Below are 24920 nucleotides of genomic sequence, written 5' to 3'. Positions count from 1 at the left end.
CATGTTTAGCAAAAAATTTCGCAACTTCCTGCTGTTCGGCTGTATCGCGGCGATATTTGCCGCGGTGGGCTACTGGAACATCAGTCCGGAACGCTTCCTCGACAAGCCACCGGTGACGTCGGTCGAAACGCCTATCGACTGGTATGCAACCAACACGCACACCCTGCAATACCTGCCGGACGGCAAAGTGCAGTATGAAATGACCTCCGACAAGGCCGAGCACGTCAAGGCTACCGATGTCACCCTGGTCACAAAGCCGGACCTGAACATGTATCGCGGCACCGACTTCCCTTGGCACGTAACCAGCGAACGCGGCGAAGTGAACTCGGGCGGTACCGAAGTTGAACTGATCGATTCGGTACGCGTACAGCGCACCGATGAGAAAAAACGCGGCACTCTGATCACCAGCACCCGCATGACCGTGTTCCCGCAGCAAGAATATGCGCAGACCGAGCAACCCGTTAGAATCGAGGGTGCTGGCGGTGTATCGACTGGCGTCGGAATGAAAGCGTACCTGAAGGAAAGCAGGATACACCTGCAATCGAACGTAAGAGGACAGTATGAGGCTCGTTAAAACCCTCCCTATTTTGCTCAGTCTGGGCGCAGCACTGGGAAGCGTGAGCGCCTGGGCTCTGCCGAACGATCAGCAGCAACCTATCCGCATTCAGGCCGACGACGCCCAACTGGATGACAAGAACGGCATCGCCACCTACAAAGGTGATGTGATCATCACCCAAGGCTCGATGATCGTTAAAGGCAACACGGTGACCATCACCCGTACGCCGGCTGGCGATATCGACGTCGTGACGTCGGTGGGCAACCTCGCCTACTTCGAACAGTTGCAGACTCAAGGTGATGCCAAGCCTGTACAGGGCTGGGGCGTAACGATCCAGTACCACGCCGCGCAAAACCGCGTTGTACTGATCGACAAGGCCAAGGTTGTCGACAAGGACAACAACACGACGCAAGGCGAGAAAATCGTCTATGACACCGTGAAGAAACTGGCCAGCGCCGGTCGCGCTACCGGCAGCAAGGTTACCGAGGCGCGTCCGCGCATCGACATGGTGATCCAGCCGAAGAAGAAAACCGACGAGAAAACCCAGTAATGGCAACTCTGAAAGCTCAGCACCTGGCCAAGGCCTATAAAAGCCGCCAGGTCGTGCGTGATGTCAGCCTGTCGATCGACAGCGGCCAGATCGTCGGCCTGCTCGGCCCGAACGGCGCCGGCAAGACGACCTGCTTCTACATGATCGTCGGCCTGGTACAGGCCGATCAGGGTCGCGTGCTGATCGATGATCTGGACGTCAGCCACCAGCCGATGCACGGTCGTGCCAAGGCCGGTATCGGCTATCTGCCGCAAGAAGCGTCGATCTTCCGCAAACTGTCGGTGGCCGACAACATCATGGCCATCCTCGAGACCCGCCAGGAGCTCGACAAGGCCGGCCGTCGCAAAGAGCTGGAAAACCTGCTGCAGGAATTCCACATCAGTCACATCCGCGACAACCTCGGCATGAGCCTGTCCGGTGGTGAACGCCGCCGTGTGGAAATCGCTCGCGCGCTGGCAACGGCACCGAAATTCATCCTGCTCGACGAACCGTTCGCCGGTGTCGACCCGATTTCGGTCGGCGACATCAAGCAGATCATCCACCACCTCAAGGCCAAGGGCATTGGTGTACTGATCACCGACCACAACGTCCGTGAGACGCTGGACATCTGCGAAACCGCTTACATCGTCAACGACGGTCAGTTGATTGCCGAGGGCGATGCAGAAACCATCCTGGCCAACGATCTGGTCAAGGAAGTGTATCTGGGCCACGAGTTCCGCCTGTAAGCGCAACAGTGCCCGGTGCGCCGCCCGGGCGCTGTATCGATTCAAGCAGGATTTAATACGCTTTAATTGTTACAGCGCTCTAGGCAAACACTTCAGTTTCAGGCATATAATTTGCTTAAGTTTGGCGCTTCGGCGCCCTGTAGTGGATGGCGCATAGCGCCGGCGAATAAGGTGTTAAGCCCCTGCCATGAAACCATCGCTAGTCTTGAGAATGGGCCAGCAGCTGACGATGACACCGCAGCTGCAACAGGCCATCCGTCTGCTCCAATTGTCGACCCTGGATCTGCAACAGGAAATCCAGGAGGCTCTGGAATCCAATCCGATGCTCGAACGCCAGGAAGAAGGCGACGACTTCGACAATTCCGACCCCATGGCCGACAACGCCGAACAGAAGCCCGCCACCGAAATCCAGGAACCGTCCTATCAGGAAACTGCCCCGACGGTGGACAACCTCGAGGAGGGCGAATGGAACGAGCGCATCCCCAACGAGCTTCCGGTCGACACCGCCTGGGAAGACGTCTACCAGACCAGTGCCAGCAGCCTGCCGAGCAGCGACGATGACGAGTGGGACTTCACCACACGCACCTCCGTCGGCGAGAGCCTGCAAAGCCATCTGCTGTGGCAACTGAACCTTGCACCGATGTCCGACACCGATCGCCTGATCGCCGTCACCCTGATCGATTGCATCAACAATCAGGGCTACCTGGATGAAACCCTCGAAGAGATCCTCGAGGCGTTCGATCCGGAACTGGACATCGAACTGGACGAAATCGAAGCCGTCCTGCACCGCATTCAACAATTTGAACCAGCCGGCATCGGCGCCCGCAACCTCGGCGAATGCCTGCTGCTGCAATTGCGCCAGCTGCCAGCCAAGACGCCTTGGCTGGCTGAAGCCAAGCGTCTGGTCAGCGATTACATCGACCTGCTCGGCGGCCGCGACTACAGCCAGTTGATGCGTCGCATGAAGCTCAAGGAAGACGAACTGCGTCAGGTCATCGAACTGGTGCAGAGCCTGAATCCGCGCCCAGGCTCGCAAATCGAGTCGACTGAAGCCGAATATGTTGTCCCTGACGTTATCGTGCGCAAGGACAACGAGCGCTGGCTGGTCGAGCTCAATCAGGAGTCGGTGCCACGCCTGCGCGTCAATGCCCAGTACGCCGGTTTCGTGCGTCGCGCCGACACCAGCGCCGACAACACCTTCATGCGCAATCAGTTGCAGGAAGCCCGCTGGTTCATCAAGAGCCTGCAGAGCCGCAACGAAACCCTGATGAAAGTTGCCACCCAGATCGTCGAGCATCAGCGCGGTTTTCTGGAGTACGGCGACGAAGCCATGAAGCCGCTGGTCCTGCATGACATCGCCGAAGCGGTCGGCATGCACGAATCAACGATTTCACGGGTGACCACACAGAAATTCATGCATACCCCGCGCGGTATTTATGAGTTGAAATACTTTTTCTCCAGCCACGTCAGCACCTCCGAAGGCGGCGAATGCTCGTCCACAGCGATCCGCGCGATCATCAAAAAACTGGTTGCAGCGGAAAATCAGAAAAAGCCGTTGAGTGACAGCAAGATCGCTGGTTTACTGGAGGCACAAGGCATTCAGGTGGCTCGCCGCACCGTCGCCAAGTACCGCGAATCCCTCGGGATCGCGCCTTCGAGCGAACGCAAGCGGTTGATGTAAGCCACGTTACAGCGTTCCAGTGGCAGGCTTTTCGGCCTGCCGCTTTATGCACTGGCAACGAAGGAGAAGCTGTATGCAAGTCAACATCAGTGGACACCAACTGGAAGTGACCCAACCTCTGCGTTCCTACATCGAGGAAAAACTCCAACGACTGGAGCGACATTTCGACAAGATCACCAACGTGCAAGTCACGATGTGCGTCGAAAAGCTGAAGCAGAAAATTGAAGCCACCTTGCATATACCCGGCAGCGAAGTGGTCGCTAACGCAGAAGATACTGATATGTATGCTGCGATCGACTCACTGACCGACAAGCTGGATCGCCAACTCAAAAAGCATAAGGAAAAGACCCAGAGCCTCCTTCAGGGCGCTACCGGTCGTTAACATCCCTAATCCATGATCCGACTTGAAACCATCCTGACCCCCGGCCGTTCCCTCGTGAACGTGCCGGGCGGCAGTAAAAAGAAAGCCCTCGAACAAATTGCCAACCTGATCGCCCGCGAAGTGCCGGATCTGGAGATGCAAGATGTCTTCGAGGCGTTGATTGCCCGTGAAAAACTCGGCTCCACCGGTTTTGGTAACGGCATCGCCATTCCTCACTGCCGTCTCAAGGGTTGCCAGTCGCCTATCAGCGCCTTGATGCACCTTGATACGCCAATCGATTTCGACGCCATTGATGGCGCTCCGGTTGACCTGCTGTTCGTACTGCTGGTCCCGGAAGCCGCCACCGATGCGCACCTGGAGTTGCTGCGTCAGATCGCCAGCATGCTCGACCGCAAGGACGTGCGCGATAAGCTGCGCAGCGCCGCGAGCAACGAAGCCTTGTATCAGGTTGTCCTGGACGAGCAGAACGGGCATTAATCATGCGCTTGATCATCGTCAGCGGCCGTTCCGGCTCGGGTAAAAGTACGGCTCTGGATGTCCTTGAGGACAACGGCTATTACTGCATCGACAACCTTCCTGCAGGCTTGCTGCCGGAACTGGCCGAACGCGCGCTGATTCACACTGAGCTGGCGCAACCGCTGGTGGCCGTGTCCATCGATGCGCGCAACCTGCCGAGCCACCTGACGCGCTTTCCGGAGCTGCTTGAAGATGTCCGGGGAAAGCACATCCAGTGCGACGTTCTGTATCTGGACGCCGACGAAGAAACCCTGCTCAAGCGTTTCTCCGAGACTCGCCGTCGCCATCCACTGAGCAACGCCAACCGCTCGCTGGCCGAGGCGATCCAGGATGAAACCGCCCTGCTCGGCCCGATTGCCGACCTCGCGGACCTGAAGATCAACACCACCAATCTGAACCTGTATCAGCTGCGCGACAGCATCAAGCTGCGCCTGCTGAACCAGCCGGAGCCGGGGACCGCATTTCTGGTCGAGTCCTTCGGCTTCAAGCGCGGCATGCCGGTCGACGCGGATCTGGTATTCGATGTGCGCTGCCTGCCCAATCCGTACTGGAAGCCGGAACTGCGCGCGCAATCAGGTCTCGATGCGCCGGTGGCTGAGTACCTCGCGGCGCAGCCAGAGGTCGAAGAAATGTTCCAGGACATTTTCACTTACCTGCACAAGTGGCTGCCGCGCTTCGCCGCGAGCAACCGTGCCTACGTCACCATTGCCATTGGCTGCACCGGCGGGCATCACCGCTCCGTCTACCTGACCGAACGCCTGGGTCAGGCCCTGCAGAAAACCCTGAAGAACGTCCAGGTTCGCCACCGCGACCTCACTTAAAGGATTCACACCGCGATGCCTGCTCTGGAAATCGAAATCATCAACAAGCTGGGCCTGCATGCCCGCGCATCGGCCAAGTTTGTTGGAGTGGCCGGGCAGTATCCGGATTGCACGATCAGAGTGGGTCGTACACCAGAGACCACGATTGATGGCAAAAGCATCATGGCGATGATGATGCTGGCGGCTGGCAAGGGCACCAAAATCTATCTGAGTACTGAAGGGCATCAGGAACAGGAAGCCCTGGATGCGCTGGTGGCGTTGATCAACAACTACTTCGACGAAGGCGGCTGACAGCCAAAATCATAAAGTCGCAGCCTGCGGCAGCTCCTACACTGGAATGCGTTCCCTGCAGGAACTGCCGCAGCCTGCGATCTTTTGCTCTGCTTCAACCCAACGCCGTATCCATCACCATCATCAGACAAAACCCGATCAGCAAACCAAGACTGGCCAGCTTGTCATGACCATTGCGTCGCGACTCGGGAATCACTTCGTGGGTCACTACCAGCAACATCGCCCCTGCCGCGAGCGCCAGACCTAACGGCAACAACACCTGCGCCAGACTGACCAGCCAGGCACACAACAGTGCAAACACCGGTTCAACCAGACCAGACGCCGCGCCGATCAGAAACGCCTTGATCCGCGACATCCCCGCCCCGGCCAGCACCAAGGCAATCACCAGACCTTCCGGTACATCCTGCAAAGCGATGCCCATGGCCAGACTGTCCGCATCCGGCATGCCGCCGCCGGCGGAAACGCCGACGGCCATACCTTCCGGGATGTTATGGGCAATGATGGCGAACACGAACAGCCAGATACGCGGCGCAATTACCGGATGCTCAGGTGTGCCGACCAACATTTCCGGCGAAGCTCCGGATAACTGACGATCAACCAAATACAGACCGAATGCACCGAGCATGATGCCGAAGCAAATCAGGCCGCTGGATGACCAAGGTGTCAGACCCAGATTTTCGGCGGCGGCAATGCCCGGCACGATCAGCGAAAACGCCGTCGCCGCCAGCATCACCCCCGCGCCAAATCCCAGCAAGGTGTCACTGAGTGCCTGCGGCATGCGCCGAATCACCAGCACCGGAACAGCGCCAAGCGCCGTGCCGAGGGCGCAGATCGCGCCGCCCTGAAGCGCCCGTGACAGTCTCGGTTCCAGATTCAGCCATTCCAGTCCGTGGGCAACCAGCAAGGTCATGCCCGCCAACAGCAATAGCGAGCCCACTGCGTAGCGAAACATACGCCCACTTCCGATCGCCAGTGTTTCAGTGCCCATAGTCAGCCTTGGATTGTTTTTATAAAAGACTTAAACCAGTGCGGCGTGATAGCGCGCAGCAACTTCAGGCCAATTGATCACGTTGTAGAACGCGCTGATGTATTCCGGACGACGGTTCTGATAACGCAGGTAATAGGCGTGCTCCCACACGTCGAGACCGAGAATCGGCGTGTTGCCGTTCATCAGCGGACTGTCCTGATTGCCGCTGCTCTCCACGATCAGCTTTTTCTCGGGCGTCACACTGAGCCAGGCCCAGCCGCTGCCGAATCGGGTCAGTGCGGCTTTGGTGAAGGCTTCCTTGAAGCTGTCGAGACCACCCAGTTGCTCATCAATCGCCTTGGCCAGCGCGCCATCCGGTTTACCGCCGCCGCTCGGCACCATCACTTCCCAGAACAGCGAGTGGTTGGCGTGACCGCCGCCCTGATTGATCACGGCCGCACGGAGTTTTTCCGGCAGATCCTTAACGCTGGCGACCAGTTTTTCTACCGGCCACTCCGCATATTCAGTGCCTTCTACGGCGGCGTTGAGGTTGTTGATGTAGGTCTGGTGATGCTTGGTGTAGTGAATCTCCATGGTCTGCGCATCGATATGCGGTTCGAGGGCGTCGTAGGCGTAAGGCAAGGCAGGCAAGGTAAAAGCCATTTCAATGGACTCCATGGTGATGTGGGACAGGCGCGCGGCGCGCATTGCCGGTATCCGGGTGCAGCAGGCGCTGGGTGCGCGGGTATTCGCCGTGTTCACTGATGAAATTCAGCAGCTCGACGTAGGTCTTGCTGCTCTGGCGCAGCGCCGCTTCACGTAATGCAAGGCGCTGACGTTCGTCCTGCATGGTCTGCAACAGCCGTTGGTGGATGGCGCAGAGGTATTCGGCACTCTCCTCCGGCTGGTTCAGGCGCAAGTGCAGATCCGCCAGGTTGTGATGGGAGATGACGCAGGCCGCCACCGCTTCGTCGGCATCGGCCCAGCGTTCGAACAACACTTGCGCCAGGGCCAGAGCTTGCAGATAAGCCTCACGGGCGTCGATCAATTCGCCCAGCATGAAGCAGCGATTGGCCCGTTCGATCGTGCGTTTCCAGTGCTCCATGGTGAGCCTCCTCCAAAGCGGTTGCAGGGTTTACACGCCGCCGGCGGTGAGTTTCTCGGGGTTGAGCAACTCTTCCAGTTGGCTGCGCGACAGGTCGGTGTGTTCCAGTGCGACGTCGATCACCGCGCGGCCTTCCTTGTAGGCCTGCTTGGCGATCTCGGCGGCTTTCTGGTAACCGATAATCGGGTTGAGCGCGGTGACCAGAATCGGGTTGCGTGATAGCGCCTCTTTCAGGCGCGACTCGTTGACCTTGAAGCTGGCGATGGCCTTGTCGCCGAGCAGACGGCTGGAGTTGGCCAGCAGTTCGATGCTGCTCAACAGGTTTTGCGCGATGATCGGCAGCATCACGTTGAGTTCGAAATTGCCCGACTGGCCGGCGACAGTGATCACCGAATCGTTACCGATGACTTGCGCGGCGACCATGGCGGTGGCTTCCGGGATCACCGGATTGACCTTGCCCGGCATGATCGACGAGCCCGGTTGCAGGGCTTCCAGTTCGATTTCGCCGAGACCGGCGAGCGGGCCGGAATTCATCCAGCGCAGGTCGTTGGCGATTTTCATCAACGACACAGCGGTGGCTTTTAGCTGACCGGAGACGGCGACGGCGGTGTCCTGCGAGCCAATCAGCGCGAACAGATCCTTGCCCGAGGTGAATTGCACGTCGGTCAGTTGGCTGAGCTGACGACTGAAACGCGCGGCGAATTCAGGATGTGCGTTGATCCCAGTGCCGACCGCCGTGCCACCCTGCGCCAGGGATTGCAGGCTTGGCAGCAAATCCTGCAGGTGAGCGATGTTGGCTTTGATTTGCTGCGCCCAGCCGTTGAGCACCTGGCTCATGCGCACCGGCATGGCGTCCATCAAATGCGTGCGGCCGGTTTTGACGTGATGATGCACTTGCCCGGCTTTGCGCTCGATCACTTGCACCAGGTGCAGCAGCGCCGGCAGCAATTGTTCGTGCAGGGCCAGCGCGGCGCTGACGTGGATGGTGGTCGGGATGATGTCGTTGCTGCTCTGGCCGCAGTTGACGTGATCATTGGCATTCACTGGCTCATCGAGCAGGCGACTGGCGAGAGTGGCAATCACTTCATTGGCGTTCATGTTGGAACTGGTGCCGGAACCGGTCTGGAAGATATCCACCGGGAAATGCCGCATGAAATCGCCTTCGAGCAGGCCTTGCGCGGCGTCGCTGATGGCTTTGCCCTGCGCGGCTGTGATCTGGTTGAGTTCAACGTTGGCGCGCGCGGCGGCGGCTTTGGCGAGGATCAGTGCGCGAATGAATTGCGTCGGCATCGGTTTGCCGCTGATCGGGAAGTTATCCACTGCGCGCTGGGTTTGCGCACCGTAGAGAGCGTCCACCGGCACCTGCAGTTCGCCCATGCTGTCGCGCTCAATACGTGTCTTGTTCATCTGAAAATCCTTGCACCAGTTCAATAAGAGGAATCGAGGGAAGCAGTTCGCAAGTGGCGAGCTGCCAGGTATAGCGTTGCCAGCGTTTGAGCCGGCATTTGCACAGGGACAGGCGTTCCATTTCACGCAATGGGCGCCAGGCTTGATCGAGACAGAGGCTACGCCAGTGCCACGGCAAGGCGATGTCGGTGGCCGTGTCGAGCAGAAGGCGGAAGGAGGTTTCAGCGATGGTCCAGGGAGAAGTGGCCGTACAACAGGCCAGATACCGGCCTTCGGCCAAGTAATGTTCGATCACGCGCGGCTCGTCAGGATCCATCGCGCAACGGATCTGGCGACTCATCCAGCGCCAGCTTTCGAGATACGGCTGCTCGTGCAAGGCAGAACTCATGATCCGGGGCTCATCCGATAATGAGATTTATTATTAGATGATAATGAGAACCAAAACAAGAGCTCCGATTTACGCAGAGTTCATTGTGGGAGCGAGCCTGCTCGCGAAGGCGTCCCGTCAGTCACCGCTGCGGTCGGCTGTTAAATCGCTTTCGCAAGCAGGCTCGCTCCCACAGGTTTTTGTGTGGAGCCAATAAAAAAGGCGCGCCACCCGGTGGGGTGGCGCGCCTTTTTAGTTCTGACGAATGAGGTTTAGCTGCCCGCCACCGTCATCCGCTCGATCAACACAGAGCCGGTGCGGATGTTGCTACGCAGTTCCAGGTCATTACCCACCGCAACGATCTGCTTGAACATGTCGCGCATGTTGCCGGCGATCGTCACTTCCTGCACGGCGAACTGGATTTCACCGTTCTCGACCCAGAAGCCTGCCGCCCCACGCGAATAATCGCCAGTGACCATGTTCAAGCCATGGCCCATCAATTCAGTAACCAACAAGCCACGCCCCATACGCTTCAGCAGCGCCGCCTGGTCTTCATCACCATGGGTAACGAACAGGTTATGCACCCCACCAGCGTTCGCCGTGCTTGGCATGCCGAGTTTGCGCCCGGAGTACGTGCCGAGGATGTACGACACCAACTCGCCCTTTTCGACGAACGGTTTGGCATACGTCGCCAGACCATCACCGTCGTACGAAGCACTGCCCATTGCGCGCATCAGGTGCGGACGCTCGTCGATGGTCAGCCACTCCGGAAACAACTTCTGCCCCAGGGTGCCTTCAAGGAACGACGACTTGCGATACAGACTGCCGCCCGACACCGCCGAGAGGAAACTGCCGAACAAACCGCCCGCCAGCTCTGCGGAAAACAGCACCGGCACCTCGCACGTCGGTACCGGGCGCGCGCCCAAGCGGCTCGCCGCCCGTTGCGCGGCACGCTGGCCGATGCTCACCGGATCGGCCAGAAGACTGCCCTGACGGTTCACGTCGTACCAGTAATCACGCTGCATCTGGCCGTCGGCCTCAGCGATCATCACGCAGCTCAGGCTGTGTCGGGTCGACGCATAACCGCCGATAAAGCCGTGGCTGTTGCCGTAAACGCGACAGCCCTGATGAGTGCTCAGCGTGGTGCCGTCGGCGTTCTTGATCCGCGCATCGGCGTCGAAGGCCGCTGCTTCACAGAGCAGGGCCTTCTCGATGGCCTGCTCCGGGGTGATGTCCCATTCGTGGAACAAATCGAAATCGTGCTGCTCCTTGGCCATCAACGCCGCATCGGCGAGACCCGAGGCTTCGTCTTCGGAGGTGTGTTTAGCGATGGCCAGTGCCGCTGCGACGGTCTCGCGAATCGCATCCGGGCCGGTTGCCGAGGTGCTGGCCGAGCCTTTGCGCTGGCCCACGTACAGCGTGATGCCAAAGCCCTGATCGCGGTTGAATTCAACGGTTTCGACTTCGCGCTGGCGCACCGACGTCGACAGGCCCTGCTCCAGCGACACCGCTACTTCACAGGCACTGGCGCCCTGACGCTTGGCTTCGGCGATGATCTGCTCGACTTGTTCTTGCAGTGCCGGCAATGCCTGCGGGCCGACGCTTTCAACTGCACTCATGCTCATCTCCACTCAAATTCTGCTTTCGGCTGGGGTCATCGAGCGACCGGGCCGGACAAGCGGCCCCCGACTGGTTATCATGGCGGCGTTTCTTTGCGGACTGCCACCATGGTTGATTCTTACGACGACTCCCTCGATACGGGAGAAAAAAGCAAATCTCAGGTCAAACGCGAGCTGCATGCTCTGGTTGACCTCGGCGAGCGCCTGACAACACTCAAGCCAGACTTGATCGCAAAACTGCCGCTGACCGACGCTATGCGCCGGGCTCTGGCCGATGCGCCCAAGCACACCGCGAACATCGCGCGTAAACGGCACTTGCAGTTCATCGGCAAACTGATGCGCGATCAGGACACTGACGCGATTCTGACCTTGCTCGATCAACTCGATGCCTCGACTCGTCAGTACAACGAGCGTTTCCATAACCTGGAACGCTGGCGTGATCGCCTGATTGCAGGCGACGATGCCGTGCTGGAGAAATTCGTCGTCGAGTACCCGGACGCCGATCGCCAGCAACTGCGTTCCCTGATCCGTCAGGCTCAGCATGAGGTTGCGCAAAACAAACCTCCTGCTTCCAGCCGCAAGATCTTCAAGTACATCCGTGAGCTGGACGAGACTCAACGCGGCCTGCGTTGATATTCGCCACCGGGTGGCCGCCCTGCGCGCCACCCGAAGCTCCACCTCTTCTTATGCGCCCGTGCCACCCACGGTGATCGCATCGATTTTCAGCGTCGGCTGACCCACACCTACCGGCACCGATTGCCCATCCTTGCCGCACGTGCCCACACCGCTGTCCAGCGCCAGATCGTTACCGACCATCGACACCCGGCTCATCGCCTCGGGGCCGTTGCCGATCAACGTCGCGCCTTTGACTGGCGCGGTGATCTTGCCGTCTTCGATCAGGTACGCCTCGCTGGTGGAGAACACGAACTTGCCGCTGGTGATGTCGACCTGACCACCGCCAAGGTTGGCGCAGTAGATGCCCTTCTTCACAGAGGCGATGATTTCTGCCGGATCGCTTTCGCCGCCGAGCATGTACGTGTTGGTCATGCGCGGCATCGGCAGATGCGCATAGGACTCCCGACGACCGTTACCGGTGCGAGCAACGCCCATCAAGCGCGCATTGAGTTTGTCCTGCATGTAGCCTTTCAGTACGCCATTTTCGATCAGCGTGGTGCACTCGGTCGGCGTGCCTTCGTCGTCGACGCTCAGCGAACCGCGACGGCCGCTCAAGGTGCCGTCATCAACGATGGTGCAAAGCTTCGAGGCAACCATTTCACCCATGCGACCGCTGTACGCCGAGCTGCCCTTGCGGTTGAAGTCACCCTCCAGACCGTGGCCGACCGCTTCGTGCAGCAGCACGCCAGACCAGCCCGAACCCAATACCACCGGCAAGGTGCCGGCCGGCGCCGGAATCGCTTCCAGATTTACCAGCGCCTGGCGCAGCGCTTCACGGGCATAGCCCATGGCGCGGTCTTCGGCGAGGAAATAACGATAGTCGGTACGCCCGCCGCCGCCATGCCCGCCGCGCTCGCGACGACCATTCTGCTCAACGATGACGCTGACGTTGAAACGCACCAGTGGCCGCACATCCGCCGCCAGGCCGCCGTCGGTGGATGCCACCAGAATGCGTTCCCAGACACCGGCCATGCTGACGCTGACTTGCTGGATACGCGGGTCGAGGGCACGGGTAGCCACATCGATGCGCTTGAGCAGCTCGACTTTCTCGGCACGAGTCAGCACTTCCAACGGGTTATCCGGCGCGTATAACTGTGCGACATCCTGCGTGGTGAACGCCTGCACCGTGCCATTCTGCCCGGCCCGGGAGATCGAACGCGCGGCACGGGCCGCTGCGCCGAGCGCTTCGAGGGTGATCGCGTTGCTGTAGGCAAAACCGGTTTTCTCACCGGACTGCGCACGCACGCCCACACCCTGGTCTAGGTTGAAGCTGCCTTCCTTGACGATGCCGTCTTCCAGCGCCCACGACTCGGAGATCTGGCCCTGGAAATACAGGTCGGCCGCATCGATACCAGGACCGGCCAGATCACCGAGCACGCCTTGCAGGCTCTCGATCGTCACGCCACCGGGCGCCAACAGGTGATCACTGACTGAGGACAACAACTCGCTCATAGGTTTACGCCTTAAATTCGTGTTCTGAAGCAGGCCGCTGTGCGCCCTGCGAGAAAAACCGCCGATGGCTCACCACCGGCATTCGCGCCCTGATGGACGCTTGTTCAATACTGTCGCGTTCGGCCAACAACACCGCTTCGCCTTGATCCTGACTCGCCAGCACGCGCCCCCACGGATCGATAATCGCCGCATGACCGAAGGTTTCTCGCGGTCCTGGATGGCTCCCGCCCTGCGCTGCGGCCAGCACATAACACTGGGTCTCGATGGCCCGGGCGCGAATCAGCACATCCCAATGCGCTGCTCCGGTTACCGCAGTAAAGGCCGACGGTGCGGTAATCAACTCGGCACCGGCGGCGCGCAACTCGCTGTAAAGCTCGGGAAAGCGCAAGTCGTAACACACGGTCAGACCAAGTCGGCCTACCGGCGTGTCGGCAACCACCACGCCACTGCCATAAGCATAGTCATCGGATTCGCGGTAACGGCCGCGATTGTCCGCCACATCGACGTCGAACAGATGCAACTTGTCATAGCGTGCAACGATTTCACCCTGATCATCGACCAGCAGCGAGCAGGCATTGGCCTTGGCCGTCGGTTGATCCACCGGCGGCAACGGCAAGGTGCCGGCCACTATCCATAACTTGAGGTCGCGGGCGGTCTGTTTCAACCATGGCAGGATCGGTCCTTCGCCCAATGCTTCGGCGCGGCCGATGTCAGCGATGTCGCGACGGCCCATGGCGGCGAAGTTTTCCGGCAGCACCGCCAGCTTCGCGCCGCCAGCAGCAGCCTGTTCGAGCAGGCGTCGGGCCTGAGCCAGATTGGCCAGCACGTCGCTTTGGCTGACCATTTGAATCACCGCTAAAGACATGGCCGCTCCTCGGAATCTGCACATAAATCTGTAGGAGCTGCCGCAGGCTGCGATCTTTTGATCTGACTCTTAAAACAAAAGATCGCAGCCTTCGGCAGCTCCTACCAAGGCGTAGTGTCTGCTAGTTAAAAAGGCTTGTCGAAGGTGATTTTCGGCTCTTTCCAAGGGCCTTTGACGGTGTACTTCACACTGGCGAAGCGCGCCACACGATCACCGATCAACTTGTCGATAAGGAACAATGCACCGCCAACCGCTGGTGCGCCAACGATCAGCGCAGCAATCGGCAGGTTGTTGGTCACCGGCAAGGTCACCAGCAACTTGGCGTCAACCTTGTCGCCGACCAGATCCAGCGTACCGTCCAGCTCAAGGTTGCTGGAAGGACCGGTCAGGCGAATCGGCTCGCGGGTGACATACACACCGTTGTTTGCCACCAGCAAACCTTTGACCCGGTCGTAGCTCAAGCCTTTGCCGAACAGATCAGAGAAGTCCAGACGCAAACGCCGGCCGATAGAGTTGAAGTTGAGCAGGCCGAACACCCGCAACGCCTGCGCGCCGCCCTCCACTTCAACGAACTGGCCTTTGTTCAGCGACGCATCGAGTGTGCCGGAGAAACGCTTGGTCGCCAGCCACGCCGGCGAGCCCGGCCAACGGCCATCGACGTCCATGTGGAATTCTTCGCTGGTTACGCTCGGGGCAAAGCCCCAGCCCTTGAGGACGTCGGCGAGGTTCTTGCCACCAATGCGACCTTTGAACCAACTGTTGGTCGCACCCGGCGCACCTTCCCAGCCACCATTGCCCTGCAACAGGATGCCTTTTAGACCCATGTCGAGGTTGTTCAGGGCGATGCCTTTGGCGGTCGGACGCACCTTGAGCGACCAGCCGCCGACCAGATCCGGGCCGAGGAACAGTTGATTGATGGTGATATCCAGTGCCGGAATCTTCGTCGGATCGACAGAGACCAAAGGGTCCGGCGAATTCTCGTCAGCCTGCACCGTCGGGTCCGGCGCCGGCAGTTTCACGTATTGCAGATTGACCGCGATCGGCACGCCCTTGGCGTCCGGCAGACTGGCCGAGCCTTTCGCCTGCTGGCTGTCGAGCGCCAGATTCCACGCGCCCGGCTTGCGGTTGAGCTGTACCGACGCCTGATCCAGCGTGGTCCCGAATGCGGTGAGCTTGCCGACCTTGAAATCAGCACTGTTGAGTAATTGCTTGGCGCTGCCGCCCGGATCCTGCCCGGCATATTTGTTGACCAGGTCCTGCCACGGTGCGACGTCCAGTTCCGAGAGCACACCGCGAATCCGCAAACCCTTGGCGCCCGGCAGCACTGCTTCGCCGGCTCCGAGGAACAGCTCGCCACGGCCCTCGGCGAAATTGGTCGGCGGTGCCGCAAAGGTGAAGTTGGCCAATTGGTCGTAATTGACCCAATAACGCCGTTCCTGCCCCTGCAATGTCATGCGGAACACGGTATCGCGCCCGACATCCGCCGTCATGCCGAACGGTGCCGGCAGATCCACGGCAACGCCTTTGAGATTGGAGCTGACCATCAACTGACTGTCGGCGCCATCCAGATTCAACTGCAGTTGATACGGAATCACCCCCGACACTGGCAATGGCTGCGTGACACCCAACCAGTCGGTGAGTTTCTTCACTTCGACCTGCCCGGATGCCGCCACCCGAGTCTTGAGCTTGCCGGGACTGCCATCGGCGAAGATCTGCGCAGTCACCGGTTTGTCGAATGCGCGCGCGGCGATGTTCTGCCCGCTCAGCCCTTTGGCGCTGTCAAAGCGGAAATCGCCCTTGAGCTGAGTCAGCTCCAGCTTCGGCTCAGCCAGCTTCAGGCGCCCATTGGCGGTTTTGAAGTCGACGAGGATTTTCGGCTGGTCGCCACCCTTGTCCAGCGGGATATCGAGCTTGAGCTTGCCTTGCAGATCCCCGGCCCCTTCCCAACCGGCAAAGGTTTCACCTGTGCCGATCGGTGCGTCCTGAAGAATTTTCAGTCCATCACCGAGGCCGCCGGCAAAGCCGCCATCGAGATACATGTGCGTGTGTTGTCCAGCCGGCACATGCGGGATATTGACGAACACATCGCTGACCTGAGTGTCGAGCAACTGCCCCTTGTCAGCCCAGATCCGCACGCCACTGTCTTCGATGAACACGTCACCACTGACCTTGCTGACGTGCGGCCAGCCCGGCTGGAAGGCCAGTTCAGCGTCATGCACTTTGAAGAACAGACTGATGCTGCGGTCGGCCTCACCGGCATTCTTGCTCAGCGAGCCCTGATACTGGAAGAAACCCTGGTCGACTGCACCTTTGAGGATTGCTGTACGCAGCCACTCGTCGAGCGCCGGGCTCAAGACTTCGGGCAGGTATTTGGCCGTGTAGCGACCATCGCCCTCGACCAGACCGACCCGCAGGTCCATGTAGTCTTCCTGGCTATGGTCGAAATGCAGGCGAATCAGGAAGTCGCCGGCAATCTTGCCCTCTTCGCCGAGCACCTTCAGGTACGGAGCGATCAAGGTGAAACCGTCTTTATCGAGTTTCCAGGTCAGACGGGCGTTGGCCTGAAGGTACTGCCATGGCTTGGCGAAAATCGGGTCGAGGTGCAGGACAAAATCCTTGCTGTCCATGCGCAGTTCGCCACCGTCGAGGTTGCCGCTGAGGCTGCCGCTGACATTTCGTGCCGCCGGCGCGCCGTGATAGGCGTCGAAACCGACGTTATCCAGGTTGGTGGCGAAACTGAATTTGTTGCCGTCGGTAGCGTTGGGGCGAAAATCCAGCAACACATTGCGCAGACCACCGGTGACTTTCAAATGATCAACGGCCGTAGCGAAACCTTGCGGTAACGGCCCCAACGCATTCAGCAGTGGCGTGATCGGGGTCAGATCGAGACGATCCGCCTGCAAGTGCCAGAGCTCGTCCACCTTGTCGGTCGCGCGCGTCTGCTTGAGCTGTACATGCGACTCCCAACGTTTTTCAGCGAAATTCATCGCCAGCGAATCGAGGGTGAGAGTCGCGCCCTCGGCACTGTTCTCGTAGTAGGCATTCAGCGCCAGATTATTGATCTGGATCGGCTTGCGATCGGCATAGGCGCCGGTCAGTTGCGGCGCGTTCAAACGGAGCGCTGCACTTTGCAGCGTGCCCTTGGCCCAATTGACCCAGAGCTCACCGCCGGCCTTGATCTCGGAAAAATTCCATTGTTGGGTCAGACGCTCCGGCAGCCACTTCGACCAATCGCTCTGCGGCAGGCTGGCGTAACCCTCCACCACACTGTCCTGCCATTGATCAGGACGAATTCGCGTGCGCAGGCTCAGCGCAACGGGCTGGCCGTCCGGCAGGGTCAGACGGGCATCGAGCCGCTGGCGGCTGGCGCCGGTTTTCAGATTGAGGCCGACATAGGTGAGCGTCAGCGGCGCGTGATCCTGCGGCTGCAAAGTCACCTGACTGTCGAGCACCGACAGTTGTTGAATCATCTGCGAGCGATTGAACAACTGCTGCGGATCGAGCGGCTGATCGTTCTGCACCGGCAAGCCTTCCAGTGCCCAACTGCCGTCTTCGGCCTCTTTCAGGCTGATCTTCAGACCATTGAGTTCCAGGTGGGCAATGCGCACCTCGCGAGCCAACAGACTGGCCCACAAATCCGGCACTACCCGCACGTGATCAAGACGCAATGCATTGGTACCGGCCCCGACCATCACGTCATGAGCCAGCAGGATCGGCGCAAAACCGCTCCAGTTCCCTTCCAGTTCACCAATCTGCAACGGCATGCCAAGGGCGGCGCTGGCCTTGTCCTCGATGTCGGCGCGATATTCGGCCACCAGCGGGGTCAGCTCACGGCCAAGACTGACGTACAACGCCATCAACACCAGAACCAACGCGCACAGGCCCAGCCCCCAGCGGGTGAGTGCGGCCAGAATGCGTGTCAGACGCTCCATGTCAGATGGCTCCCATGGCAAAAATACTGCGAAAAGCTGAGGCCAGCCGCGGTGGAATAAACGTGACGCAGGGGATCAGAGCAACACCACGTCATATTGTTCCTGGGAATACATGGTTTCCACCTGGAAGCGTATGGTGCGCCCGATAAACCCTTCAAGTTCGGCGACGTTACCGGATTCTTCGTCAAGCAGGCGATCGACCACTTTCTGGTTCGCCAGCACCCGATAACCCTCGGCCTGATAGGCCCGCGCTTCACGGAGGATCTCGCGGAAAATCTCGTAACAGATGGTTTCCGCGGTTTTCAGTTTGCCGCGCCCCTGACAACTGCTGCACGGCTCGCATAGCACTTGCTCGAGACTTTCGCGGGTGCGCTTGCGGGTCATCTGCACCAGACCCAACTCGGTGATGCCGATGATGTTGGTCTTGGCGTGGTCACGCTCCAGCTGTTTTTCCAACGTGCGCAGCACCTGGCGCTGGTGTTCTTCATCTTCCATGTCGATGAAGTCGATGATGATGATCCCGCCCAGATTGCGCAGGCGCATTTGCCGGGCAATGGCGGTGGCCGCTTCGAGATTGGTCTTGAAGATGGTTTCTTCGAGGTTGCGATGACCGACGAAAGCGCCAGTGTTTACATCGATGGTGGTCATGGCTTCTGCCGGATCCACCACCAGATAGCCGCCGGATTTCAGCGGCACCTTGCGTTCGAGGGCTTTCTGGATTTCGTCTTCGACGCCGTACAGGTCGAAAATCGGCCGTTCACCCGGGTAATGTTCCAGACGATCGGCGATTTCCGGCATCAATTCGGCAACGAACTGCGTGGTTTTCTGGAAAGTTTCCCGGGAATCGATGCGAATCTTCTCGATTTTCGGGTTGACCAGATCACGCAGGGTACGCAACGCCAGACCGAGGTCTTCGTAAATTACGCTCGGTGCGGCGATGGTTTTGATCTGCTCGTTGATCTGATCCCACAGGCGACGCAGATATCGGATGTCCATGAGTATTTCGTCGGCGCCAGCACCTTCTGCGGCGGTGCGCAGAATGAAACCGCCCGCCTCTTTGATGCCTTCTTTGGCCACGCAATCGCTGACAACCTGTTTGAGGCGCTCACGCTCGGCTTCGTCTTCGATTTTCAGGGAAATGCCGACGTGGGCAGTACGCGGCATGTACACCAGATAGCGCGACGGGATCGACAGTTGTGTGGTCAAGCGCGCGCCTTTGGAGCCAATCGGGTCCTTGGTGACCTGCACCACAAGACTTTGGCCCTCGTGCACCAGCGCGCTGATGCTTTCCACCGCAGGGCCTTCGCGCAGGGAGATTTCGGCAGCGTGAATGAACGCCGCGCGATCCAGACCGATGTCGACGAATGCGGCCTGCATGCCCGGCAATACCCGAACAATCTTGCCTTTATAGATGTTGCCGACGATCCCGCGTTTTTGCGTGCGCTCAACGTGGACTTCTTGCAGCACACCGTTTTCGACCACCGCCACGCGCGATTCCATCGGCGTGATGTTGATCAGAATCTCTTCACTCATGGCAGGATCTCGTTCAGGCATGTTCACGATAATGGCCGCATCTGGATTCGTACGACGCTCATTGCGCGTTCAGGTTTTGCCAACAGGGTATGCCGAAATGGCCTAACAGTTCTGCGGTTTCGCAAACAGGCAACCCGACCACAGCCGAGTAACTGCCATTGAGGCCGGCGACAAACACCGCGCCGCGCCCCTGAATGCCATAACCGCCGGCCTTGTCCCGTGGCTCGCCACTGGCCCAATAGGCGGCGGCTTCTTCACTGCTGATCGGGCGAAACCGCACCAGACTGCGCACCACCCGCGACTCGCAGCGCTCGTCTTCCAGCACAGCGATGGCGGTCAGCACTTCATGCTCCTTGCCGGACAACATCATCAGCATGGCGCATGCGTCGGCTTCGTCCACCGGTTTGCCAAGAATTTTGCCGTCCAGTACCACGGCGGTGTCGGCACCCAGCACGCAGAATGGCTGAGCAGACACGACGCTACGGCGCCCGGCCTCGGCCTTGCCGCGCGCCAAGCGCTCGACATAGGCCGACGGCGATTCTTCGGGTAATGGGGTTTCGTCGATATCCGCACTGATGGCGGAAAACGGAACGCCGATCTGCGTGAGCAATTCACGGCGACGCGGCGATCCGGAGGCGAGGTAAAGCGGCTTCATCAAAACATCTCCCTGTTCAGTGCCCTGCTTCACCGGCTCAATTGATTTTGTAGCGTCGGCGCAATCCGCGTAGGGCAAAGCTGACCCAAGGCCAGAGCAAGGCACTGACCAGCGCCGGAAGTACCAGCGCCAGGGTCGGCTGACGATTACCGGTCAACGCGCTGAGCCACAATTGCACCAGCTGCGCGAGGCCGAAAATCACCAGAATTACCAGGCATTGCTGCCACATCGGGAACATTCGCAGGCGTTGTTGCAATGAGAGCACGAGGAAGGTGATCAGTGTCAGGATCAATGCGTTCTGCCCAAGCAGCGTGCCGTAGAGCACATCTTCAGCCAGTCCGAGGCAAAACGCTGTGACCATGCCGACCGTTTGCGGCATGTACAGTGCCCAGAATGTCAGGAGCAGCGCCAGCCACAGCGGACGCAGAATTTCCATGAATTGCGGCAACGGCGAGACACTGAGCAACATGCCGATGAGAAACGTCAGCCAGACAATCCAGCCGTTTCGCGATGCGGTAGCCCCGACCATTATTCTTGTCTCCCGGTTGTCGCCGGTGCACTGACAGGCGGTTTGACCGCAGGTCGCGCAGCAGGCTGGGCAGCTGGAGGTTTGGTTGCCGCCGGCGTAGCTGCCGGTGGTTTAGCAGGCGCAGGCGGTTTACTGGCAGCGGGTTTGGCCGGTGTGGCGCTGGCTGCAGCGGTCGGTGCGGCAGGTGTTGCGGGCGTCGGAGCAGCCGCCGCAGGCACAGTCACGGACTTCGGCACAGTGGCCGGAATAATCGGACCACCGCCAAAGGCATCAAGATTTTCCTGCGCTTGCGCGGCATCGTTGGCGCGCTCTTCGGCGGTGCGGTTGTCGCTGAATACCAACAACAGGTAACGGCTGCGGTTGAGTGCGGCAGTCGGCACGGCGCGGACAATCGCGAACGGCTGGCCGGAATCGTGGATCACTTCCTTCACCGTGGCGACCGGGTAACCGGCCGGGAAGCGCTGGCCAAGGCCGGAGCTGACCAGCAGATCGCCCTCTTTGATATCGGCCGTGTCAGCGACGTGACGCAACTCCAGACGCTCCGGGTTGCCGGTGCCACTGGCAATCGCCCGCAGACCGTTGCGGTTCACCTGCACAGGAATGCTGTGAGTGGTGTCGGTCAACAACAATACACGGGAGGTGTAAGGCATCAACTCGACCACTTGCCCCATCAGACCGCGTGCATCGAGCACCGGCTGCCCCAGCACCACGCCATCACGCTCACCTTTATTGATGATGATGCGATGAGTGAAAGGGTTGGGGTCCATGCCGATCAACTCGGCCACTTCGACCTTTTCATTGACCAGCGCAGAGGAATTGAGCAACTCGCGCAGCCGAACGTTCTGCTCGGTAAGGGCGGCAAGCTTCTGCATGCGACCCTGATACAGCAGGTTTTCGGTCTTGAGTTTTTCGTTTTCGGCGACCAGTTCGGTGCGACTGCCGAATTGACTGGCAATCCCTTCCCAGAGCCGTCCGGGCAGGTCGGTAATCCAGTAGGCGTCCATCAACACCAGCGACGCTTGTTTGCGCGCGGGCTTGAGCAAGTCGAAGCGGGCATCGACCACCATCAGCGCGACCGACAGCACGGCCAGCACCAACAGGCGCACACCCAACGAAGGGCCTTTGGCGAAAAGCGGTTTAATAAGCCGCTCCTCCCAGGCAAATGTTCTGTTTATTCATACGGCATCAAACCGGCCTGGATGAAGACTGACAGAAGATAAACGCCAACAGGCAGCACTGCAAAGTGCTGCCTGCGCGCTCACCCACGTATTGCACTCGGCGACTTATTCGCTCGAGAGCAGATCCATGGTGTGCTTATCCATCATTTCCAATGCACGGCCACCGCCGCGAGCAACACAGGTCAGCGGATCTTCGGCAACGATGACTGGCAGACCGGTTTCCTGGGCCAGCAACTTGTCGAGATCACGCAGCAGCGCGCCACCACCGGTCAGCACCAGGCCACGCTCGGCGATGTCGGAAGCCAGTTCCGGCGGCGATTGCTCCAGCGCGCTTTTCACGGCCTGAACGATGGTAGCCAGAGACTCTTGCAGAGCTTCCAGCACTTCGTTGGAGTTCAGGGTGAATGCGCGTGGAACGCCTTCGGCCAGGTTGCGACCGCGAACGTCGACTTCGCGAACTTCGCCGCCCGGGTAGGCCGTGCCGATTTCCTGCTTGATGCGCTCAGCGGTGGATTCACCGATCAGGCTGCCGTAGTTACGACGCACGTAGGTGATGATCGCTTCGTCGAAGCGGTCGCCGCCAACGCGCACGGATTCGGCATAGACCACACCGTTCAGGGAGATCAGCGCGATTTCAGTGGTACCACCACCGATATCCACGACCATCGAACCGCGTGCTTCTTCGACCGGCAGGCCGGCACCGATCGCAGCAGCCATCGGCTCTTCGATCAGGAACACTTCACGGGCACCGGCACCGAGGGCCGATTCACGGATGGCACGACGCTCAACCTGAGTGGATTTGCATGGAACGCAGATCAGCACACGAGGGCTAGGCTGCAGAAAGCTGTTTTCGTGAACCTTGTTAATAAAGTATTGCAGCATCTTTTCGCAGACGCTGAAGTCGGCGATCACGCCGTCCTTCATCGGACGAATGGCAGCAATGTTGCCCGGCGTACGGCCGAGCATGCGCTTGGCCTCGGTGCCGACAGCAACGACACTTTTCTGGTTACCGTGTGTCCGAATGGCCACAACCGATGGCTCATTCAGGACGATACCGCGCTCGCGCACGTAAATAAGGGTGTTGGCAGTGCCCAGGTCAATGGAAAGATCGCTGGAAAACATGCCACGCAGTTTCTTGAACATGGGAAAGGGACCCTAGGCAACGCGTGGGTAAAAAAGTGCGGCAAACTCTAACAACGACAGGGATTTTGGGCAAGGCGCCAATATGTTAAATTGGCCGCTTTTCTGTGCACCAAGCCCCACAATCGCGGCCTTATGACCGTAGAAGTGCGGTAGTGTTCCGACAATCTAACACACGGACGCCGTCCGTTCTGTTTTCCACAGGAGAATCCCGATGGCGCTAGAACGCTCCGACGTGGAAAAAATCGCTCATCTGGCCTGCCTTGGCCTCAATGATGCCGATCTTCCACACATTACTTCCGCTCTCAACAGCATTCTCGGTCTGGTCGACGAAATGCAGGCTGTTAATACCGACGGAATCGAGCCTCTGGCCCACCCGCTGGAAGCCAGTCAGCGCCTGCGCGCCGACGTCGTGACCGAGAGCAATCACCGCGAGGCCTACCAGTCCATCGCACCAGCGGTCGAAAACGGCCTGTATCTGGTTCCGAAAGTCATCGACTAAAGGGAAAGAGCCTGCAATGCATCAAATGACTCTGGCCGAGATCGCCCGCGGTCTCGCCGATAAAAAGTTTTCCTCCGAAGAGCTGACCAAAGTCCTGCTGGCGCGCATTACCCAGCTTGATCCGCAGCTCAACAGTTTCATCAGCCTCACCGAAGAGCTGGCCATCGAGCAGGCGAAAGCCGCCGATGCCCGCCGCGCCAACGGTGAGAGCGGCGCCCTGCTCGGTGCGCCGATCGCTCACAAAGACTTGTTCTGCACCCAGGGCATTCGCACCAGCTGCGGCTCGAAGATGCTCGACAATTTCAAAGCCCCGTACGACGCTACTGTCGTCGCGAAGCTGGCCGCTGCCGGTGCCGTGACCCTGGGCAAGACCAACATGGACGAATTCGCCATGGGTTCGGCCAACGAGTCGAGCTGGTACGGCGCGGTGAAAAACCCGTGGAACCTGGAACACGTACCGGGCGGTTCGTCCGGCGGTTCGGCGGCGGCGGTTGCTGCTCGTCTGTTGCCAGCGGCGACGGCCACCGACACTGGCGGTTCGATTCGTCAGCCGGCGGCATTCACCAACCTCACCGGCCTGAAACCGACCTACGGTCGCGTTTCGCGCTGGGGCATGATCGCTTACGCCTCCAGCCTCGATCAGGGTGGCCCGTTGGCGCGCACGGCCGAAGACTGCGCAATTTTGTTGCAAGGTATGGCCGGCTTCGATCAGAACGACTCCACCAGCATCGATGAGCCGGTGCCGGATTACTCCGCAAGCCTCAACGAATCGCTGCAAGGCCTGCGCATCGGCGTACCGAAGGAATACTTCAGCGCCGGTCTCGACCCGCGCATCGCCGAGCTAATTCAGAACAGCATCAAAGAGCTGCAGAAGCTCGGTGCGGTGATCAAGGAAATCAGCCTGCCGAACATGCAGCACGCGATTCCTGCCTACTACGTGATCGCGCCGGCAGAAGCCTCCTCGAACCTGTCGCGTTTTGACGGCGTGCGTTTCGGTCATCGCTGCGAGCACCCGAAAGACCTGATCGACCTGTACAAGCGCTCCCGTGGCGAAGGCTTCGGCGCGGAAGTCCAGCGCCGGATCATGGTCGGTGCCTACGCGCTGTCCGCCGGTTACTACGACGCCTACTACCTGAAAGCGCAGAAGATCCGTCGCCTGGTGAAGAACGATTTCATGGCTGCCTTTAATGAAGTCGACATCATCCTCGGCCCGACCACGCCGAACCCGGCCTGGAAGCTTGGCGCCAAGAACAGCGACCCGGTCGCTGCCTATCTGGAAGACGTCTACACCATCACCGCCAACCTCGCCGGCCTGCCGGGTCTGTCGATGCCGGCCGGTTTTGTCGACGGTCTGCCGGTTGGCGTGCAGCTGCTCGCGCCGTATTTCCAGGAAGGTCGCCTGTTGAACGTTGCCCACCAGTATCAGCTCAACACTGACTGGCACACCCGCACCCCAACCGGCTTCTGAGGAG

General features: G+C 59.6%; 25 protein-coding genes. 11 read left to right on the top strand and 14 right to left on the bottom strand.

The annotated features are described in order from the left end of the window. The first annotated feature begins 1 nt into the window (after position 1). From lptC to ACZZ0A_RS00915, 8 genes are all read left to right on the top strand, one after another. Positions 2 to 574 carry an LPS export ABC transporter periplasmic protein LptC gene (gene lptC, locus ACZZ0A_RS00950; RefSeq protein ID WP_007912413.1) on the top strand — a complete coding sequence of 191 codons (573 nt, stop codon included), beginning with the start codon at positions 2 to 4 and terminating at the stop codon, positions 572 to 574. Beyond that, a complete protein-coding gene (lptA, locus tag ACZZ0A_RS00945) occupies positions 561 to 1106 on the top strand; it encodes a lipopolysaccharide transport periplasmic protein LptA (protein ID WP_007912414.1) in 546 nt (181 codons plus the stop codon). The genes lptC and lptA overlap by 14 nt, the downstream gene beginning before the upstream one ends. Continuing rightward, entirely contained in the window at positions 1106 to 1831 is a 726-nt protein-coding gene (gene lptB / locus ACZZ0A_RS00940) for an LPS export ABC transporter ATP-binding protein (RefSeq protein WP_007912415.1), read from the top strand. The genes lptA and lptB overlap by 1 nt, the downstream gene beginning before the upstream one ends. 187 nt (positions 1832 to 2018) lie before the next feature. Further along, complete coding sequence (locus ACZZ0A_RS00935) at positions 2019 to 3512, top strand: RNA polymerase factor sigma-54 (protein ID WP_042704934.1); 1494 nt, start codon at positions 2019 to 2021, stop codon at positions 3510 to 3512. A gap of 73 nt (positions 3513 to 3585) precedes the next feature. Then, positions 3586 to 3894 (top strand): ribosome hibernation-promoting factor, HPF/YfiA family, encoded by a 309-nt coding sequence (gene hpf / locus ACZZ0A_RS00930; RefSeq protein WP_007912419.1) that lies wholly within the window; start codon positions 3586 to 3588, stop codon positions 3892 to 3894. Positions 3895 to 3906: 12 nt separating this feature from the next. Beyond that, entirely contained in the window at positions 3907 to 4371 is a 465-nt protein-coding gene (ptsN, locus tag ACZZ0A_RS00925; protein WP_007912426.1) for a PTS IIA-like nitrogen regulatory protein PtsN, read from the top strand. A 2-nt stretch (positions 4372 to 4373) separates the two neighbouring features. Beyond that, positions 4374 to 5231: an RNase adapter RapZ gene (gene rapZ, locus ACZZ0A_RS00920; protein ID WP_007912427.1), complete on the top strand. Its 858-nt coding sequence runs from the start codon at positions 4374 to 4376 to the stop codon at positions 5229 to 5231. Positions 5232 to 5246: 15 nt separating this feature from the next. Then, complete coding sequence (locus ACZZ0A_RS00915; protein WP_007912428.1) at positions 5247 to 5522, top strand: HPr family phosphocarrier protein; 276 nt, start codon at positions 5247 to 5249, stop codon at positions 5520 to 5522. 94 nt (positions 5523 to 5616) lie between these two features. Here ACZZ0A_RS00915 and ACZZ0A_RS00910 read toward each other — a convergent pair whose 3' ends face one another. From ACZZ0A_RS00910 to pmbA, 6 genes are all read right to left on the bottom strand, one after another. Beyond that, positions 5617 to 6510, bottom strand: coding sequence for a ZIP family metal transporter (locus ACZZ0A_RS00910; RefSeq protein WP_007912429.1), 894 nt, complete (start codon positions 6508 to 6510; stop codon positions 5617 to 5619). A 30-nt stretch (positions 6511 to 6540) separates the two neighbouring features. Next, positions 6541 to 7152 carry a superoxide dismutase gene (locus ACZZ0A_RS00905; RefSeq protein WP_042704935.1) on the bottom strand — a complete coding sequence of 204 codons (612 nt, stop codon included), beginning with the start codon at positions 7150 to 7152 and terminating at the stop codon, positions 6541 to 6543. Position 7153: 1 nt separating this feature from the next. Next, entirely contained in the window at positions 7154 to 7594 is a 441-nt protein-coding gene (locus tag ACZZ0A_RS00900) for a hypothetical protein (RefSeq protein ID WP_007912432.1), read from the bottom strand. 30 nt (positions 7595 to 7624) lie between these two features. After that, a complete protein-coding gene (locus tag ACZZ0A_RS00895) occupies positions 7625 to 9001 on the bottom strand; it encodes a class II fumarate hydratase (RefSeq protein ID WP_463542400.1) in 1377 nt (458 codons plus the stop codon). Further along, positions 8982 to 9389: a FagA protein gene (locus ACZZ0A_RS00890; protein WP_447783619.1), complete on the bottom strand. Its 408-nt coding sequence runs from the start codon at positions 9387 to 9389 to the stop codon at positions 8982 to 8984. The genes ACZZ0A_RS00895 and ACZZ0A_RS00890 overlap by 20 nt, the downstream gene beginning before the upstream one ends. Before the next feature lie 251 nt (positions 9390 to 9640). Beyond that, on the bottom strand, positions 9641 to 10987 hold the full coding sequence (gene pmbA / locus ACZZ0A_RS00885; RefSeq protein WP_095112677.1) for a metalloprotease PmbA: 1347 nt from the start codon (positions 10985 to 10987) through the stop codon (positions 9641 to 9643). 108 nt (positions 10988 to 11095) lie between these two features. On the opposite strand from pmbA, the gene yjgA reads away from it, so the two are divergent. Continuing rightward, entirely contained in the window at positions 11096 to 11620 is a 525-nt protein-coding gene (gene yjgA, locus ACZZ0A_RS00880; protein WP_007915377.1) for a ribosome biogenesis factor YjgA, read from the top strand. 51 nt (positions 11621 to 11671) lie between these two features. Here yjgA and tldD read toward each other — a convergent pair whose 3' ends face one another. From tldD to mreB, 8 genes are all read right to left on the bottom strand, one after another. Beyond that, complete coding sequence (tldD, locus tag ACZZ0A_RS00875) at positions 11672 to 13114, bottom strand: metalloprotease TldD (protein ID WP_007915374.1); 1443 nt, start codon at positions 13112 to 13114, stop codon at positions 11672 to 11674. 4 nt (positions 13115 to 13118) lie between these two features. After that, entirely contained in the window at positions 13119 to 13979 is an 861-nt protein-coding gene (locus tag ACZZ0A_RS00870) for a carbon-nitrogen hydrolase family protein (RefSeq protein ID WP_414894717.1), read from the bottom strand. A gap of 125 nt (positions 13980 to 14104) precedes the next feature. Then, positions 14105 to 17911 carry a YhdP family protein gene (locus ACZZ0A_RS00865; RefSeq protein WP_447783614.1) on the bottom strand — a complete coding sequence of 1269 codons (3807 nt, stop codon included), beginning with the start codon at positions 17909 to 17911 and terminating at the stop codon, positions 14105 to 14107. A 75-nt stretch (positions 17912 to 17986) separates the two neighbouring features. Next, positions 17987 to 19444 carry a ribonuclease G gene (rng, locus tag ACZZ0A_RS00860; RefSeq protein WP_007915369.1) on the bottom strand — a complete coding sequence of 486 codons (1458 nt, stop codon included), beginning with the start codon at positions 19442 to 19444 and terminating at the stop codon, positions 17987 to 17989. A gap of 58 nt (positions 19445 to 19502) precedes the next feature. Beyond that, entirely contained in the window at positions 19503 to 20099 is a 597-nt protein-coding gene (locus tag ACZZ0A_RS00855; RefSeq protein ID WP_463542399.1) for a Maf family protein, read from the bottom strand. Positions 20100 to 20136: 37 nt separating this feature from the next. After that, positions 20137 to 20628, bottom strand: coding sequence for a rod shape-determining protein MreD (gene mreD / locus ACZZ0A_RS00850; protein WP_077571118.1), 492 nt, complete (start codon positions 20626 to 20628; stop codon positions 20137 to 20139). Further along, positions 20628 to 21770 (bottom strand): rod shape-determining protein MreC, encoded by a 1143-nt coding sequence (gene mreC / locus ACZZ0A_RS00845; protein ID WP_081498748.1) that lies wholly within the window; start codon positions 21768 to 21770, stop codon positions 20628 to 20630. The genes mreD and mreC overlap by 1 nt, the downstream gene beginning before the upstream one ends. A 141-nt stretch (positions 21771 to 21911) precedes the next feature. Continuing rightward, positions 21912 to 22949, bottom strand: a complete 1038-nt coding sequence (gene mreB, locus ACZZ0A_RS00840; RefSeq protein ID WP_002555108.1) for a rod shape-determining protein MreB — start codon at positions 22947 to 22949, stop codon at positions 21912 to 21914. A 211-nt stretch (positions 22950 to 23160) separates the two neighbouring features. Here mreB and gatC point away from each other — a divergent pair, with 211 nt between their 5' ends. Together gatC and gatA are read left to right on the top strand one after the other, a co-directional pair. Continuing rightward, complete coding sequence (gene gatC / locus ACZZ0A_RS00835; protein WP_007915356.1) at positions 23161 to 23448, top strand: Asp-tRNA(Asn)/Glu-tRNA(Gln) amidotransferase subunit GatC; 288 nt, start codon at positions 23161 to 23163, stop codon at positions 23446 to 23448. 16 nt (positions 23449 to 23464) lie between these two features. Continuing rightward, on the top strand, positions 23465 to 24916 hold the full coding sequence (gene gatA, locus ACZZ0A_RS00830; protein ID WP_007915354.1) for an Asp-tRNA(Asn)/Glu-tRNA(Gln) amidotransferase subunit GatA: 1452 nt from the start codon (positions 23465 to 23467) through the stop codon (positions 24914 to 24916). Positions 24917 to 24920 lie beyond the last annotated feature (4 nt).

This window comes from Pseudomonas sp. AC242 (assembly GCF_979258655.1).
Note: the sequence above shows the minus strand (reverse complement) of the source record. Positions and strands in the feature narration are given on the sequence as shown.